The organism is Sphingomonas arantia, from assembly GCF_042682045.1.
Classification (GTDB): Bacteria; Pseudomonadota; Alphaproteobacteria; order Sphingomonadales; family Sphingomonadaceae; genus Sphingomonas_R; species Sphingomonas_R arantia.
In genome coordinates this window covers 160,720-174,787 of record NZ_JBHUGS010000004.1, presented here as the reverse complement: position 1 = coordinate 174,787, position 14,068 = coordinate 160,720, and the positions used below count along the sequence as shown (strand labels likewise).

General features: G+C 68.2%; 13 protein-coding genes. 8 read left to right on the top strand and 5 right to left on the bottom strand.

Annotated elements, in window-relative coordinates; translation table 11 throughout:
• The first annotated feature begins 97 nt into the window (after positions 1-97).
• On the top strand, positions 98-1,225 hold the full coding sequence (gene hemW / locus ACFSGX_RS14795) for a radical SAM family heme chaperone HemW (protein ID WP_380931074.1): 1,128 nt from the start codon (positions 98-100) through the stop codon (positions 1,223-1,225).
• A 312-nt stretch (positions 1,226-1,537) separates the two neighbouring features.
• Here hemW and ACFSGX_RS14790 read toward each other — a convergent pair whose 3' ends face one another.
• Entirely contained in the window at positions 1,538-2,749 is a 1,212-nt protein-coding gene (locus ACFSGX_RS14790; RefSeq protein WP_380931073.1) for a penicillin-binding protein activator, read from the bottom strand.
• A 10-nt stretch (positions 2,750-2,759) separates the two neighbouring features.
• Here ACFSGX_RS14790 and rsmI point away from each other — a divergent pair, with 10 nt between their 5' ends.
• From rsmI to ACFSGX_RS14765, 5 genes are all read left to right on the top strand, one after another.
• Positions 2,760-3,626 carry a 16S rRNA (cytidine(1402)-2'-O)-methyltransferase gene (gene rsmI, locus ACFSGX_RS14785; protein WP_380931072.1) on the top strand — a complete coding sequence of 289 codons (867 nt, stop codon included), beginning with the start codon at positions 2,760-2,762 and terminating at the stop codon, positions 3,624-3,626.
• Positions 3,626-4,099 (top strand): hypothetical protein, encoded by a 474-nt coding sequence (locus ACFSGX_RS14780; RefSeq protein ID WP_380931070.1) that lies wholly within the window; start codon positions 3,626-3,628, stop codon positions 4,097-4,099. The genes rsmI and ACFSGX_RS14780 overlap by 1 nt, the downstream gene beginning before the upstream one ends.
• Before the next feature lie 104 nt (positions 4,100-4,203).
• Positions 4,204-4,584: a YraN family protein gene (locus ACFSGX_RS14775; RefSeq protein WP_380931068.1), complete on the top strand. Its 381-nt coding sequence runs from the start codon at positions 4,204-4,206 to the stop codon at positions 4,582-4,584.
• 200 nt (positions 4,585-4,784) lie between these two features.
• On the top strand, positions 4,785-5,738 hold the full coding sequence (gene gshB, locus ACFSGX_RS14770) for a glutathione synthase (RefSeq protein ID WP_380931066.1): 954 nt from the start codon (positions 4,785-4,787) through the stop codon (positions 5,736-5,738).
• Positions 5,731-6,333, top strand: a complete 603-nt coding sequence (locus tag ACFSGX_RS14765) for a DedA family protein (RefSeq protein ID WP_380931064.1) — start codon at positions 5,731-5,733, stop codon at positions 6,331-6,333. Before gshB ends, ACFSGX_RS14765 begins: the two co-directional genes overlap by 8 nt.
• 329 nt (positions 6,334-6,662) lie before the next feature.
• Here ACFSGX_RS14765 and ACFSGX_RS14760 read toward each other — a convergent pair whose 3' ends face one another.
• The 4 genes from ACFSGX_RS14760 to ACFSGX_RS14745 all read right to left on the bottom strand — a co-directional run bounded on the left by ACFSGX_RS14760 (position 6,663) and on the right by ACFSGX_RS14745 (position 10,050).
• Entirely contained in the window at positions 6,663-7,532 is an 870-nt protein-coding gene (locus ACFSGX_RS14760; protein ID WP_380931161.1) for a tyrosine-type recombinase/integrase, read from the bottom strand.
• A gap of 356 nt (positions 7,533-7,888) precedes the next feature.
• The gene (locus tag ACFSGX_RS14755; RefSeq protein WP_380931062.1) at positions 7,889-8,356 is read right to left on the bottom strand and encodes a nuclear transport factor 2 family protein; all 468 of its coding nucleotides are present in this window, start codon (positions 8,354-8,356) and stop codon (positions 7,889-7,891) included.
• A gap of 103 nt (positions 8,357-8,459) precedes the next feature.
• Positions 8,460-9,113 (bottom strand): fructose-6-phosphate aldolase, encoded by a 654-nt coding sequence (gene fsa / locus ACFSGX_RS14750; protein ID WP_380931060.1) that lies wholly within the window; start codon positions 9,111-9,113, stop codon positions 8,460-8,462.
• Positions 9,114-9,372: 259 nt separating this feature from the next.
• Positions 9,373-10,050, bottom strand: coding sequence for a DUF4197 domain-containing protein (locus ACFSGX_RS14745; RefSeq protein ID WP_380931058.1), 678 nt, complete (start codon positions 10,048-10,050; stop codon positions 9,373-9,375).
• Positions 10,051-10,104: 54 nt separating this feature from the next.
• Here ACFSGX_RS14745 and ACFSGX_RS14740 point away from each other — a divergent pair, with 54 nt between their 5' ends.
• Complete coding sequence (locus tag ACFSGX_RS14740) at positions 10,105-12,276, top strand: primosomal protein N' (RefSeq protein WP_380931056.1); 2,172 nt, start codon at positions 10,105-10,107, stop codon at positions 12,274-12,276.
• 234 nt (positions 12,277-12,510) lie between these two features.
• Complete coding sequence (locus tag ACFSGX_RS14735; RefSeq protein WP_380931054.1) at positions 12,511-14,064, top strand: cryptochrome/photolyase family protein; 1,554 nt, start codon at positions 12,511-12,513, stop codon at positions 14,062-14,064.
• Positions 14,065-14,068 lie beyond the last annotated feature (4 nt).

Sequence of the window (14,068 nt, the reverse complement as noted above, 5' to 3'; positions counted from 1 at the left end):
GCCGGGGGTGGGTGGCGAGCGCAGCGAGCCCGCAACGCCCGTGGCGCTCGCGGACGCCACCCACCCCCCAGCCCCTTCCCTTCAGGAGGGGGAGCAGTTGGCCCTCTACATCCACTGGCCGTTCTGCGTCTCCAAATGCCCCTATTGCGACTTCAACAGCCACGTCCGCGACAGCGTCGACCAGGCCGCCTGGCGCACCGCGCTCCTGTCCGACCTCGCCCACGAAGCCGCGCTCACCCCCGGCCGCAAACTGCAATCGATCTTCTTCGGCGGCGGCACCCCCTCGCTCATGCCCCCCGAGACCGTCGCAGCGCTCCTGACGGCGGCCGAACGCCACTGGGGCTTCGCGCCGGATATCGAGATCACGCTGGAGGCCAACCCTTCCTCGGTCGAGGCCGCGCGTTTCGCCGACATCGCCGCCGCCGGCGTCAACCGCGTCTCGCTCGGGCTCCAGGCACTCGACGACGCCGCGCTCCGCTTCCTCGAACGCGCGCATGACGTCCGCGAAGGGCTCGGCGCGCTCGCCGTCGCGCAAAGCGTGTTCGACCGCGTCACCTTCGACCTGATCTACGCCCGCCCCGACCAGTCTCCGCAAGCCTGGGATCGCGAACTCGCCCAAGCCATCGCGCTCGGCACCGGCCACCTCTCGCTCTACCAGCTGACGATCGAGGACGGCACGCGCTTCGCCACCGATGCGCTCAAGGGCAGCCTGATCGAGCTCGACCCCGACCGCGCCGCCGACCTGTTCGAGGCCACCCGCGCCCGCACCGCCGCCGCCGGCTTGCCCGCCTACGAGGTCTCGAACCACGCGAAACCCGGCCAGCAGAGCCGCCACAACCTCGCCTACTGGCGCTACCAGGACTATCTCGGCATCGGCCCCGGCGCGCACGGCCGCCGCCTCGGCGCGGCCACCGTTCGCCACAAGAAACCCGAAAACTGGCTCAAACGCGTCGCCGCCACCGGCCACGGCATCCAGGTCGAAGACCCCCTCGCCCCCCGCGAACGCGCCACCGAAGCGCTCCTCATGGGCCTCCGCCTCGACGAAGGCGTCGACCTCGCGCACCTGACCCGCCGCACCGGCATCGCAGAGCTGATCGATCCGAAGGCCGAGCACCGCCTGACCGAACTAGGGATGCTGACCCGCAACGCACAACGCATCCGCGTAACACCCGCCGGTATGCTCCTCCTGAACGCAGTCCTGGCCGACCTCGTCATCACCACCTGACCGCGAAAGTTCCCCGGCGAAGGCCGGGGCCTAGGTGAAACGGTTGCGTCTAGGCCCCGGCCTGCGCCGGGGAACTAGAACAGGCCGACCTTCCTTTCGTACCCCCGCGCATGCGGGGGTCCAGTGACGCAGGCGATACCGATTGCGGCCCTAGGACTCCCGCCCCCGCGGGGAAAAAACGGAGGCAGCGATCCTCCCCACTTCGATCAAACCAACCGCCAGCGAACGTTCCCCGGCGAAGGCCGGGGCCTAGGGACGAGGCTTTCACCTAGGCCCCGGCCTACGCCGGGGAACTAAAACCCGCGGCAACCCCTACTCGAACCCCTTGGGCGCCACCGAAACCACCACCGGAGTCCCCGCCGCCACCTGGTTCACCTCCAGCGTCCGCTGCGCAATCCCGTCGCGGTTGAAGCGGAACGCACCGTCCACGCCGCCGAATCCGCCGCGGTCGATCAGCATCCGTTCCGGAAACGCCGTCCCCACGCGCCAGTTCGCCGCGATCCGAACGGTCAGCAGCACCGCGTCATACCCCAGACTCGCCAACCGATACGGCGCCCGCCCGTACCGCGCCTGATACCGCCGCCCCAGCTGGCGGTACATCGCGTCGGGCACGCTCGCATACCACGCGCCGTTCAGCGCCCCGCCGGTCCGGATCGCATTGTCCGTCGCCCACAATTCCGTGCCGAGGATCCTGGCCCCCGGCGACGCCGTCCGCTTCAGCAACGGCACCGCCTGCAACGCGATCCGCCCGCCGTCGGCGATCAGCACCGCGTCATATTGCTGGTCTCGCCCGAACCGCGCCACGGCGGCCTTCAATGATTCCGCTGACCGGTCGAACGTCTGCATCGCGACCACGCTGCCGCCCGACGCCTCCGCCGCGCGGATCAGCATCGCCGACGCCGTGCGGCCATAAGCCCCCGTCGGCACCAGCCCGGCAAAGCGCGTCATCCCCTTCGACCGCGCATAGTCCACCACGCGCGCGATCGACTGCGCCGGGGAAAAGCCCATCAGGTACGTGCCGTTGCCCGCCACCGTTGCATCGTTCGAAAACGCGATCACCGGCACCTTCGCCGCGCGCGCCATGGGCGACACCGCGCGCACGTCGTCGCCCAGCAACGGCCCCAGGAACAACCGGTTGCCGTCGGCCAGCGCACGGTCCGCCGCCGCCGCCGCACCCGTCGCGGTGTCGTACGTCGTGATCCGCACCTTGGCGGTCCCGGTATCGATCAGCGCCAGGTTCGCCGCATTGGCGATCGCATTGCCCACCGCCGCGTTCGGCCCGGTCATCGGCACCAGCAACGCGACGCGGTTGCGCTCCGCATCGGCCGGCAGGCTCCCCTGCGGCGCGGTCGGCGCGGTCTCGGCCCCGCGCGGCGGACGCGACGGCGCGGGTCGATCGTCCACACCGCGCGGCACGATCGTCTGGCATCCGGCCAGCAGCATCGCCGCCAGCAGCCCCGCCCCGACGCGCCGTCGACCCATCCCCTGTCGCAAAGGTTGCGGGCGGTCCTGCGCCTCTGCCATGAACATCTTTATGAACCCCACCCCAGAACGACTTGATCCCGGCCTTTACATTGTCGCTACCCCGATAGGCAATCTGGGCGACCTGTCCCCCCGCGCCGCATCGATCCTGGCCCGCGCCGACGCCATCGCGGTGGAGGACAGCCGCGTCACCGCAAAGCTGCTGAACCATATCGGCACCAAACGCCGCATGATCCCCTATCACGATCACAGCGCCGATCATGTCCGCACCGACCTCGTCGCGCGGCTCGCCACCGAATCGATCGCGCTGGTGTCGGACGCCGGCACGCCCTTGATCTCGGACCCGGGCTACAAGCTCGTCCGCGCCGCCCGCGCCGCCGGGCACGCGATCGTCACCATCCCCGGCCCCTGCGCCGCGATCGCCGCGCTGACGCTCGCCGGCCTGCCCACCGACCGCTTCCTGTTCGCCGGCTTCCTCCCCGTGAAGGAGAAGGCGAAAGCCGACACCATCCTCGAACTCGGCGCCGTCCGCGCCACCCTCGTGCTCTACGAAAGCGGCCCCCGCCTCCACGCGACGCTCACGGCACTCCACACCCACCTCGGCAACCGCGACGCCGCCGTCACCCGCGAAATCAGCAAGGCCTACGAAGAGGCGGTGACCGGCACGCTTTCGGTCCTCATAGAACGCTACGCCGAAGGCGGCCCCCGCGGCGAAATCGTCATCGTGGTAGCACCCCCCGGCGAAGCCCCACCCCCCGAACCCGACGCCGTCGACGCCCTCCTCCGCGACGCCGTCACCCGCCTCCCCATGGCCAAAGCCGCCGCCGAAGTCGCCAAGGCGACGGGCCTGGACAAACGCGACCTCTACGCACGCGCGCTCGCCATGCGGGAAGACGCTGGCGAAGAAAGAACCGTTTGATGATCGCCGTCGCGTTCCTGCTATTGCAGGTGTCTCCGGCCCCGCCCGCGGCTCGGCCTTGCTATATCGAAAACAAGAAGAATGGCCGGATCTTCCGAACTTACCTCGCCGATCGAAAGTGCGAAGAGTTCGGGCCTCCGCGCATTCTGTCGGGAATATGGAAAGACTGCTTCGAAGGGTCTGTTTTCCACGAAGGCGCAACCGATCTTGGTAGGCTGCAAACTTCCAAGCAAGACGTCTGGCTTACCATCGACAAAACGACAGTCATGCCGCCCGGTTTCAAGCGGCGCTACGAATGCGATGCCTACTCTATTCGGTTCAAGGGACGCCGCGCGCGCACCGAACCGGGTGCGTCGTCGCCCGGCTACGGCCACTTCAACGCGTACTCCAAGATGGTGAAGGTCGATCGCGTCCTGCAGATGACGAAGTTGAAACCCGCGACGGCCCGCCGAACCGCTAAATCATCACGCTAAGTCCCGTTCCCACAACACGCATCGAACCCGTACATCTTCCTTCCCGGACGGCGATTGCGGAATCGTCGCTTGCCGGTGGCAACACCATCCCTCAAGCATCACCGATGCCGGGCCCCCGTCCCACCCGCAGCCCCGAGGAACGCCGCGCAGCAGATGCGGCGGGGCGTCGCGCGGAACGGCTGGCGGCGTGGTGGTTGCGGCTCAAGGGTTGGCGCATCCTCGACAAGCGCGTCCGCACCCCGCGGGGCGAAGTCGACATCGTCGCGCGCCGCGGATCGCTGGTCGCGTTCGTCGAGGTCAAAGGCCGGGCCACCGCGCTCGAACTCGACCACGCGATCGATGCCCACCGCCTCGCCCGCGTGGCCGCCGCCGCGGAAATCCTCATGCCCCGCTACGCCGGCCCGGGCGACGACATCCGCATCGACGTCATCCTGATCGCGCGCGGAACCCCCGTCCGACACATCGAGAATGCCTGGATCGGTTGAACCCACCACCAATCCGTTCGGTTCGAGCCTGTCGAGAACCCTGCGCTTCCCCCGTTCGGTTCGAGCCTGTCGAGAACTCGCGCAAGTTCTCGACAAGCTCGAACCGAACGGAATGGGGAGCCCCCCGCCAAACAGCACGGGATGACAGCCGCCCCGCCCCCCTCTAGACAGCGCCAGCACCCATGCCGGAGACCGACCCCATGAGCCTGAAAGTCGCGGTCCAGATGGATCCGCTCGAAACGATCAAGATCGCGGGCGATTCGACCTTCGCGCTCATGATGGCCGCGCAATCCCGCGGCCACACGCTCTACGAATATGGCCCCGGCGACCTTAGCTACGACCGCGGCCAGGTCCGCGCGCTCGCCCGCCCGGTTACGGTCCGCGCCGCGCAGGGCGACCATTTCACCGCCGGCGAGCAGGAGGTCATCGACCTCGGCGACGACATCGACGTCGTGCTGATGCGCCAGGATCCGCCGTTCGACCTCGCCTACATCACCGCGACCCACCTGCTCGAACGGATCGCCCAACGCACATTGGTGGTGAACGACCCCGCCGCGGTCCGCAACGCGCCCGAAAAGCTGTTCGTGCTCGACTACGCGCAGTTCATGCCGGCGACCCTCATCACGCGGAAGCTGGACGAGGTCCGCGCCTTCCACGCCGAACATGGCGAAATCGTCGTGAAGCCGCTCTACGGCAATGCCGGTTCCGCGGTGTTCCACGTCGGTCGCGCCGACAAGAACCTCGCCGCGCTGATCGAACTGTTCGGCGAGGTCTGGCGCGAACCGTTCATGGTCCAGGCGTTCCTCCCCGACGTGTCGGAGGGCGACAAGCGCATCGTGCTGGTCGACGGTGTCCCCACCGGCGCGATCAACCGCCTGCCCAAATCGGGCGAAATCCGCTCCAACCTCGCCGCCGGCGGTGCCGCGCACGCGACCGAGCTGACGCCCAAGGAGCGCGAGATCTGCGACGTCCTCGGCCCCGAACTCGCCGCCCGCGGGCTGATCTTCGTCGGGATCGACGTCATCGCCGGCCACCTGACCGAGATCAACGTGACCAGCCCGACCGGCATCGTCGCGATCGACAAGTTCAACGGCACGGACACCCCCGGCCTGATCTGGGACGCCATCGAACGCCGGGTGTCCGCTCGTGGGTGACATCGTCCGCCACTGGATCGAGGTCGGCGGCTATGCCGGTGTCGCGTTCCTCATGTTCCTCGAAACCGTGTTCCCGCCGATCCCGTCGGAGGTGATCATGTCGCTCGCCGGGCTCCAGGCCGAACGCGGCACCATGACGCTCTGGGGCGCGATCCTGTCCGGCACCGCGGGCGCGATGGCCGGCAACCTCATCTGGTATTATGTCGCGCGCTGGCTCGGCATCGACCGGTTCCGGCCGCTGGTCGCGCGGTTCGGCCGCTTCCTGACGCTCGACTGGCGGGAGGTCGAGCGCGCCGACCATTTCTTCGATCGTTTCGACCGGCTGTTCGTCTGCCTCGGCCGCATGGTCCCGACGATCCGCTCGCTCGTCTCGATCCCGGCCGGGCTGTTCGGCATGCCGCTCGTGCCGTTCCTGATCTGGTCGACGATCGGCACCGCCGGCTGGACCAGCGCGCTCGCCATCGCCGGCTACGTGCTCGGCCAGAACTACACGCAGGTCGACAAATATCTCGGCCCCGCCGGAACCGCCGTCATCGCGGTCCTCCTCCTCTGGTACGTCTTCCGCGTCATCACCTGGAAGCCGAAGAAGGACTGAGCGGGCGTAGGTCCCCTCTTCCCGCCTCCACCCCGCCCTCAACCAAAACCGTCATCCCGGCGAAAGCCGGGATCTCCCTTAGTTGAAGCGCCCACCCCAAGCCCAAGGAAGATCCCGGCCTGCGCCGGGATGACGGTTGTGTCTCTTAAGCCCCTCTCCTTCAGGGGAGGGGTTGGGGTGGGGGCAACAGCACCACACCCCTAACGTTGCGACGATGAAGAGGTCAGCCCCACCCCAACCCAGTTTCACCGATCGTCAGGTAAAACATGCCCCCGGCATGTTTTACCTGACGATCGGTGAAACTCCTGAAGGAGAGGGGCTAAGCCCACTCAAGCCCGCGGATGCGCGCTCCGATAAACATCCAGCAGATGCGCCGCATCCACCGCGGTATAGACCTGCGTCGACGACAAGCTCGCATGCCCGAGCAACTCCTGCAGCGAGCGCAGATCAGCCCCCCGCCCGAGAAGATGCGTCGCGAAACTGTGCCGCAACGCATGCGGCGTCGTCCGTTCCGACAACCCCAGCCGCCCGCGCGCACCGCGCACCGCACGCCGCACGATATCGGCCGACAACGCCCCGCCCTTCGCCCCGCGGAACAGCGGCTCGTCGCGCACCAGCGGCCACGGACACGCCGCAACATACGCCATCACCGCATCGCGCACCGGCGCCAGTACCGGCACCAACCGCGTCTTGGCGCGCTTGCCGGTCACCAGCATGGCATCGCCGATCGGCAGGATCGCCGGGGTCAGCGCCATCGCCTCCCCCACGCGCAGCCCGCACCCGTACAGCAGCAACAGCACCGCGACATCGCGCAGGCCCACCCACTCGGCATCGGCCACGCCGACATCCTCGACCATCGCATCGATATCGCCCGGCGCCACCGGCCGCGGCACGCCGCGCTTCACCCGAGCCCCGTGCATCCGCGGCACATCAACGCCCGCAAAGCCCAGAAACCCACGCACCGCCGACAACTCCCGCGCCGCCCCCGCATTGCCCAGCCCATCGCTGCGCCGCTTGGCGAGAAACGCCCGCAAATCCCCGGAAGTCAGCTTGCCCAGCGCAGTTAGATCCACCTCCGCGCCCAGATGCTCCCCAAGAAACGAGATCAACCGATGCGCCCCCGCCACATAAGCCCGCGCCGTATGCCCAGACATCCGCCGATCAACGACCAGATACCACTCCCACTGCGCCGCCAGCAGGCGAGCCGGATGATCGTCGAGCGGGATGACAGAACTCCCTCCCCCCACCGGGGGGAGGGCCGGGGTGGGGGGCGTCACCGGACGCAACGCAAAAGAAGAAACACAACAAGCCCCCTCTCCCCTCCGGGGAGAGGGCTGGGGAGAGGGGCGTCACTGGACGCAACATCAGAAAATTTCATCCGGCCAACCTCCCCCCGACGCTTCGCCGGCGCACGATGGCACTCCGCCAGACCATGCACCAGCACGTTCGGTCCGAAACCATCGGCAGCTCTAGCGAAGTTCTCGACAGGCTCGAACCGAACGGAAGAAGGAAAAATTGGCCCGCACCAAACACCGCAGTCCAACCCAGCCAACCCTCACCGCATCGGCGTAGCCTGCGAAGAAGCAATCAACCAACGCCCACCCTCACGCCGCATCGCATAGCCGACACGCATGGACCGCTCCCGCACCGCCCCGTCCGGCCCCGCCATCCGGTACGTCACCTTGCTCAGCACCACACCCGTATCGCCCCGCCGCCGCACGCTCAGCTCGCTCGTCGTCATCGGCGGCGCCGGCTGCCGTTTGTCCGGCGCATAGAAGCCCAGCATCTTCTCGCGCGGATCGACCTCGCCCACCGGCGAAACCTCGACATAGTCCGCCGTAATCGTCGCCGCGATCGCAGCCGGATCGAACGCCAACCGCGCATTGGCAAACGCATCGACCACCGTCAGCAACGCCGCATCTGCCGGCGCAACCGCAGCCACCGGCGCAGCAGCAACCCCGGCCCCGCCGCTCACCAGCAACGCCGCCACAAACCCCGCCCGCACATTCGTCCAGCTCAGCATAAACCCACCCCCCGGCCCCAATGACCGCAAGGCAAAGCTAACCGAACCGGACGAACCCACGCGACTCCGTTGGTCGCATCTTCGTCGCAAGCGGCAGACGCGCTCAGCCGATCGTCTGGCCCGTCTTCGCCCAATCCTTCAGGAACCCTTCGATCCCCTTGTCGGTCAGCGGGTGGTTGACCAGCATCTTGATGATCGCCGGCGGTGCGGTCATCACGTCCGCGCCGATCTTGGCGGCTTCCAGCACATGGATCGGGTGCCGGACGCTCGCGACCAGGATCTCCGTCCCGAAATCATAATTGTCGTAGATCTGGCGGATGTCGGCGATCAGTGCCATCCCGTCGAAGCCGATATCGTCATGCCGCCCGACGAACGGCGACACGAACGTCGCCCCCGCCTTGCCCGCCAACAACGCCTGGTTGGCCGAGAAGCAAAGCGTCACGTTCACCATCGTGCCGTCGTCGGTCAGCTTCTTGCAGGTCTTCAGCCCGTCGAGCGTCAGCGGCACCTTCACCGCGATATTGTCGGCGATCTTCCGCACGATCTCCGCCTCGCGCATCATGCCCTCATGGTCGAGCGCCACGACCTCGGCCGACACCGGCCCCGGCACGATCTTCGCGATCTCGGCCACCACCTCCAGGAAATCGCGCCCCGACTTGGCGATCAGCGACGGATTTGTCGTCACCCCGTCCAGCAACCCCGTCGCGGCCAGCTCCGTGATGTCGGCGATATCGGCGGTGTCAGCGAAGAATTTCATGGGAGCTCCGGAGGTTGTTTATCTCGGGGGGTATAGGACCGAGCGAGACCCCGGAGCAATAGAAGCCCTGCGTGCCGCGGGTGGGACCGAAGTACTAGCCCTCCCCCCACCGGGGTCGTGCGCAACCCAAAGGCCAAGCGAAGCCCCCTCCCTTTTAAGGGAGGGGGTTGGGGGTGGGTGCTACCTCTTCACCACACGCCAGCGAAGGCGCGCAGGTACCACCCACCCCCAGCCCCTCCCTTGAAAGGGAGGGAGCAGATCACCCCCGCCCGGCCCCCAACAGCGCAATCAACACCGGATCCCGCGTCGCCCGAGGATCAGCCCGAATCGCCGCCTCCTCCCGCCCGATCGCGCGGAAGATCCCGTCCGACGCCTGCCCCGCCACCGTCTGGCCAAGCTCGGCATAATCCACGCCCGTCTTCTCCGCGATCGCCGCACTCAGCGTCCGGATCACGTCCGACCGCAACCCGCGCGACACCTCCGGCAGCATCGCGTCGAGCACCGCCCCACCCGCATCCTGCTGCAACAACGTGGTCGCCGCCGTCGGCCCGCCACGCAGCACCGCCACCGCATCGCGCAACGACATCCGCCGCACATGGTCCAGCACCACCGGCGTCGCGCGACGCGCCGCATCCTGCGCCACCTGGTTCAGCACGATGCCCATCTGGTTGCGCACCAGGCTGCTGTTCAGCAACGACGCCAGCACGCCGCCATTGCCGGCCAGCGCCTGCGGCACCGCAATCCGCGCGACCTGGCTGTCGTAGAACCCGTTCGGCTCCATCAACCGGTCGAACGCCCGCTCGGTCGACAGCGTCAGCAGCCGCCGCACACCCTCCTCAACCGTGCTCGCCCCCGGCCCGGTCGCACACCCGACCACCGCCACCAGCGGCACCATCGCGGCCATGCCCAGCAACGCGCGCCTGTTCATCGCTTCCATCACCCACTCCTTCAAAACTCGACGCACCCGTCCGCCATCCCTACTTGATGCAGCATGAACCCCCGTGCGCGCGTCCTGCTCCTCAATGCCGCGATCGGCCCGCTCGATTATCGGGTCGATCCCCACAACCCGGTCGAACCCGGCTCGATCGTGCTCGCGCCGCTCGGGCCGCGCCAGCTGACCGGTGTAGTGTGGGAACCCGAACACATGCCGTCCGACATGGAGGTCGGCGACAACCGCCTGCGCCCGCTCGCCGCCGTCTACGACCTGCCACCGCTCAAGGCCTCGCTCCGCCGGCTGATCGAGTGGACCGCGGCCTACTACATGGCCTCCCCCGCCGCCGTGCTGCGCATGACGCTCGCGTCCGCCAGCGCGCTCGACGGCAGCCCGGTGATCGTCGAATATCGCGCCACCGGCCATGTGCCGGACCGCATGACGCCACAACGCACCCAGGCGCTCGACCGGATCGGCACGCGACAGGGCCTCATCCGCGAACTGGCCGCCCGCGCGGACGTCACCGACGCGGTCGTCCGCGGCCTCGTCAAGGCCGGCGCACTTGAGGCCGTCACCGTCCAGGCCGACGACCCCTACCCGGTCCCCGACCCCGCCCACGGCCCGCCCACGCTCTCGGACGACCAGCGCGCCGCCGCGACGGTGCTGTCGGGAGCAGTCACCGCCCACACCGCGCAACCCTTCCTGCTCGATGGCGTCACCGGCTCCGGCAAGACCGAGGTCTATTTCGAGGCCGTCGCCCGCGCGATCGCGGAGGGGCGCCAGACGCTCGTCCTGCTCCCAGAAATCGCCCTGACCGAACCCTTCCTCAAACGGTTCGAAGCGCGCTTCGGCTGCCTCCCCGTCGCCTGGCACTCCGACCTGCGCCAGTCGCAGCGCCGCCGCGCCTGGCGCGCGATCGCCAGCGGAGAGGCCCGCGTCGTGGTCGGCGCGCGCTCCGCACTGTTCCTCCCCTACCCGAACCTCGGCCTGATCGTCGTGGACGAGGCGCACGAGACCAGCTTCAAGCAGGAAGAAGGCGTGATGTACCACGCCCGCGACGTCGCCGTGATGCGCGGCCGGTTCGAGGATTTCCCCGTCATCCTCGCCTCGGCCACCCCCGCGATCGAAACGCGGCAGCAGGTCGCGCTCGGCCACTATGCCGAACTCAAACTCCCCGGCCGCTACGGCGCGGCACAGATGCCGACGATCGCCGCGCTCGATCTCACCGCCGATCCGCCCGCCCGCGGCCGCTGGCTCGCCCCCGTGCTGGTCGCGGCGATGGAGGAGACGCTGGCGAAGAAGGAGCAGGTTCTGCTGTTCCTCAACCGCCGCGGCTACGCCCCGCTCACACTGTGTCGCACCTGCGGCCACCGGTTCCAGTGTCCGAACTGCACCGCCTGGATGGTCGAACACCGGCTGTCCGCGCGGCTGGCGTGCCATCACTGCGGCCACACCATGCCGCCGCCTGCCGCCTGCCCCGAATGCAAGGCGGAGGACAGCCTCGTCGCCTGCGGCCCCGGCGTCGAACGGATCGCGGACGAGGTCGCGGTGCTGTTCCCCACCGCGCGCACCGCGGTCGTCACGTCGGACACCATCTGGTCCCCCGCCCGCGCCGCCGAATTCGTCAACCGGATGGAGGCCGGCGACATCGACATCGTCGTCGGCACGCAGCTCGTGACCAAGGGCTACCACTTCCCGAACCTCACGCTCGTCGGCGTGATCGATGCGGACCTGGGGCTGCAGGGCGGCGACCTGCGCGCCGCGGAACGCAGTTTCCAGCAGATCGCGCAGGTCTCCGGCCGCGCCGGCCGCGGGACCAAGCCCGGCCGGGTCTTCGTCCAGACCCACGAACCGCAGGCCCCCGTCATCCAGGCACTCGTCTCGGGCGATGCCGACAGCTTCTACGCCGCCGAAACCGACAGCCGGCGCTCGGCCGGCGCACCCCCCTTCGGCCGCTTCGCCGGCATCGTCGTGTCGTCCGAAATCCAGTCCGCCGCGCTCGACACCGCCCGCCTGATCGGCCGCACAGCCCCGCGCGTCCCCGGCATGGAAGTCTACGGCCCCGCCCCCGCGCCGCTCTCCATGCTCCGCGGCCGCCACCGCCACCGCCTCCTCGTCCACGCCGCCCGCACCTTCGACATGCAGGACGCGATCCGAACGTGGCTCGGCGCGCTGGAATGGCCGAAGACGGTGCGGGTGAACGTGGATGTCGACCCGTACAGTTTCCTCTAAAAGCCCTCCCCCCCGGGGGGAGGGAGAAGAAGACAGGGAAGACAAGAAAGCCCCCTCCCTTTCAAGGGAGGGGGTTTGGGGTGGGTGCGCCAGCTCCCCAAATCCAATGTCGCGACGACGAACAGGTACCACCCACCCCCAACCCCTCCCTTAAAAGGGAGGGGGGCAAGAACACTCACCCAATAAGACAAAAAGTCCCCTCGCATCCCCGCACACTCCCCCTACAACCCAACAATGACCACCCTCATCCCAGTCCTCGGCGACCAGCTCTCCGGCACCCTCGCCTCGCTCCGCGACCAGGACCGCGCCACCAGCGTGATCCTGCTGGTCGAAGTCAGAGCCGAGACCCAGTACGTCAAACACCACAAGAAGAAGATCGCGCTGATCTTCTCCGCGATGCGCCACTTCGCCGCGGCACTCGAGAAATCCGGCTGGACCGTCGACTATGTCCGCCTCACCGACCCCGCCAACACGCACAGCTTCACCGGCGAAGTCACCCGCGCCGCCGCCCGCCACGCCGCCACCGCGATCCGCACGGTCGAGGGCGCCGAATATCGCGTGCGCCAGATGCAGGACGACTGGTCGAAAGCCACCGGCCTCCCCGTCGACATCCTCCACGACGATCGCTTCATCTGCTCGATCCCGGAATTCATGACCTGGGCACAGGGCCGCAAGGAACACCGGATGGAGTTCTTCTACCGCGACATGCGGCGCAAGACCGGCCTCCTCATGGACCCGAACGGCAAGCCGACCGGCGGCGACTGGAACTACGACAAGGAAAACCGCCAGACTCCGCCGCGCGGGCTCAACTACCCCGCCCCGCTCCGCTTCGAACCCGACGAGATCACGCAGGACGTCCTGACCCTCGTCTCAGAAGAGTTCGCGGACCATTTCGGCGACCTGGAACCCTTCGCGCTCCCCGTCACCCGCGCCCACGCCAAACAGGCGCTCAAGCACTTCATCGACACCGCGCTCCCCGATTTCGGGCGCTACCAGGACGCGATGATCGCGGGGCAGGACTATCTCTACCACAGCGTCCTGTCGCTCTGCCTCAACACCGGCCTGCTCGAACCGCTGGAAGTCTGCGAAGCCGCCGCCGGCGCCTACGACGCCGGCCTCGCGCCGCTCCCGGCGACCGAGGGCTTCATCCGCCAGATCGCCGGCTGGCGCGAATATATGCGCGGCATGTACTGGTGGGACATGCCGGAGTTCGCGACGCGCAACGCGCTGAACGCACACCGCCCGCTCCCCGATTTCTACTGGACCGGCGACACCGACATGCGCTGCCTCGCGCAGAGCATCGACCAGACGAAGCGCGAGGCCTACGCCCACCATATCCAGCGCCTCATGGTCCTCGGCAACTTCGCGATGCTCGCCGGCGTCGAACCCGGCGAGATCAGCGACTGGTTCCTCGTCGTCTATTTCGACGCCTATGAATGGGTCGAGATGCCCAACGTCATCGGCATGAGCCAGTTCGCCGACGGCGGCATGATCGCGTCCAAGCCCTATGCCGGCGGCGGCGCCTATATCGACCGGATGTCCGATTATTGCGGCCGCTGCCGCTACGACGTGAAGCAGAAGACCGGCCCCGACGCCTGCCCGTTCAACGCGCTCTACTGGGATTTCCTCGCCCGCCACGAAGACACGCTCAAGACCAACATGCGCCTGCGCACCGTCTACGCCAGCTGGAACCGCATGACCGACGACCGCCGCGCCGAATACCGCACCAGCGCCGCGACCTTCCTCGACACCCTCGAACCCGCCAAACCCGGCTACGCCAGGGACTGACCTG

Coding starts and splice junctions, on each gene's coding strand:
- ACFSGX_RS14790 (WP_380931073.1), bottom strand. CDS start 2,749: ATGGCAGAGGCGCAGGACCGCCCGCAACCTTTGCGACAGGGGATGGGT.
- rsmI (WP_380931072.1), top strand. CDS start 2,760: ATGAACCCCACCCCAGAACGACTTGATCCCGGCCTTTACATTGTCGCT.
- ACFSGX_RS14780 (WP_380931070.1), top strand. CDS start 3,626: ATGATCGCCGTCGCGTTCCTGCTATTGCAGGTGTCTCCGGCCCCGCCC.
- ACFSGX_RS14775 (WP_380931068.1), top strand. CDS start 4,204: ATGCCGGGCCCCCGTCCCACCCGCAGCCCCGAGGAACGCCGCGCAGCA.
- gshB (WP_380931066.1), top strand. CDS start 4,785: ATGAGCCTGAAAGTCGCGGTCCAGATGGATCCGCTCGAAACGATCAAG.
- ACFSGX_RS14755 (WP_380931062.1), bottom strand. CDS start 8,356: ATGCTGAGCTGGACGAATGTGCGGGCGGGGTTTGTGGCGGCGTTGCTG.
- fsa (WP_380931060.1), bottom strand. CDS start 9,113: ATGAAATTCTTCGCTGACACCGCCGATATCGCCGACATCACGGAGCTG.
- ACFSGX_RS14745 (WP_380931058.1), bottom strand. CDS start 10,050: ATGGAAGCGATGAACAGGCGCGCGTTGCTGGGCATGGCCGCGATGGTG.
- ACFSGX_RS14740 (WP_380931056.1), top strand. CDS start 10,105: ATGAACCCCCGTGCGCGCGTCCTGCTCCTCAATGCCGCGATCGGCCCG.
- ACFSGX_RS14735 (WP_380931054.1), top strand. CDS start 12,511: ATGACCACCCTCATCCCAGTCCTCGGCGACCAGCTCTCCGGCACCCTC.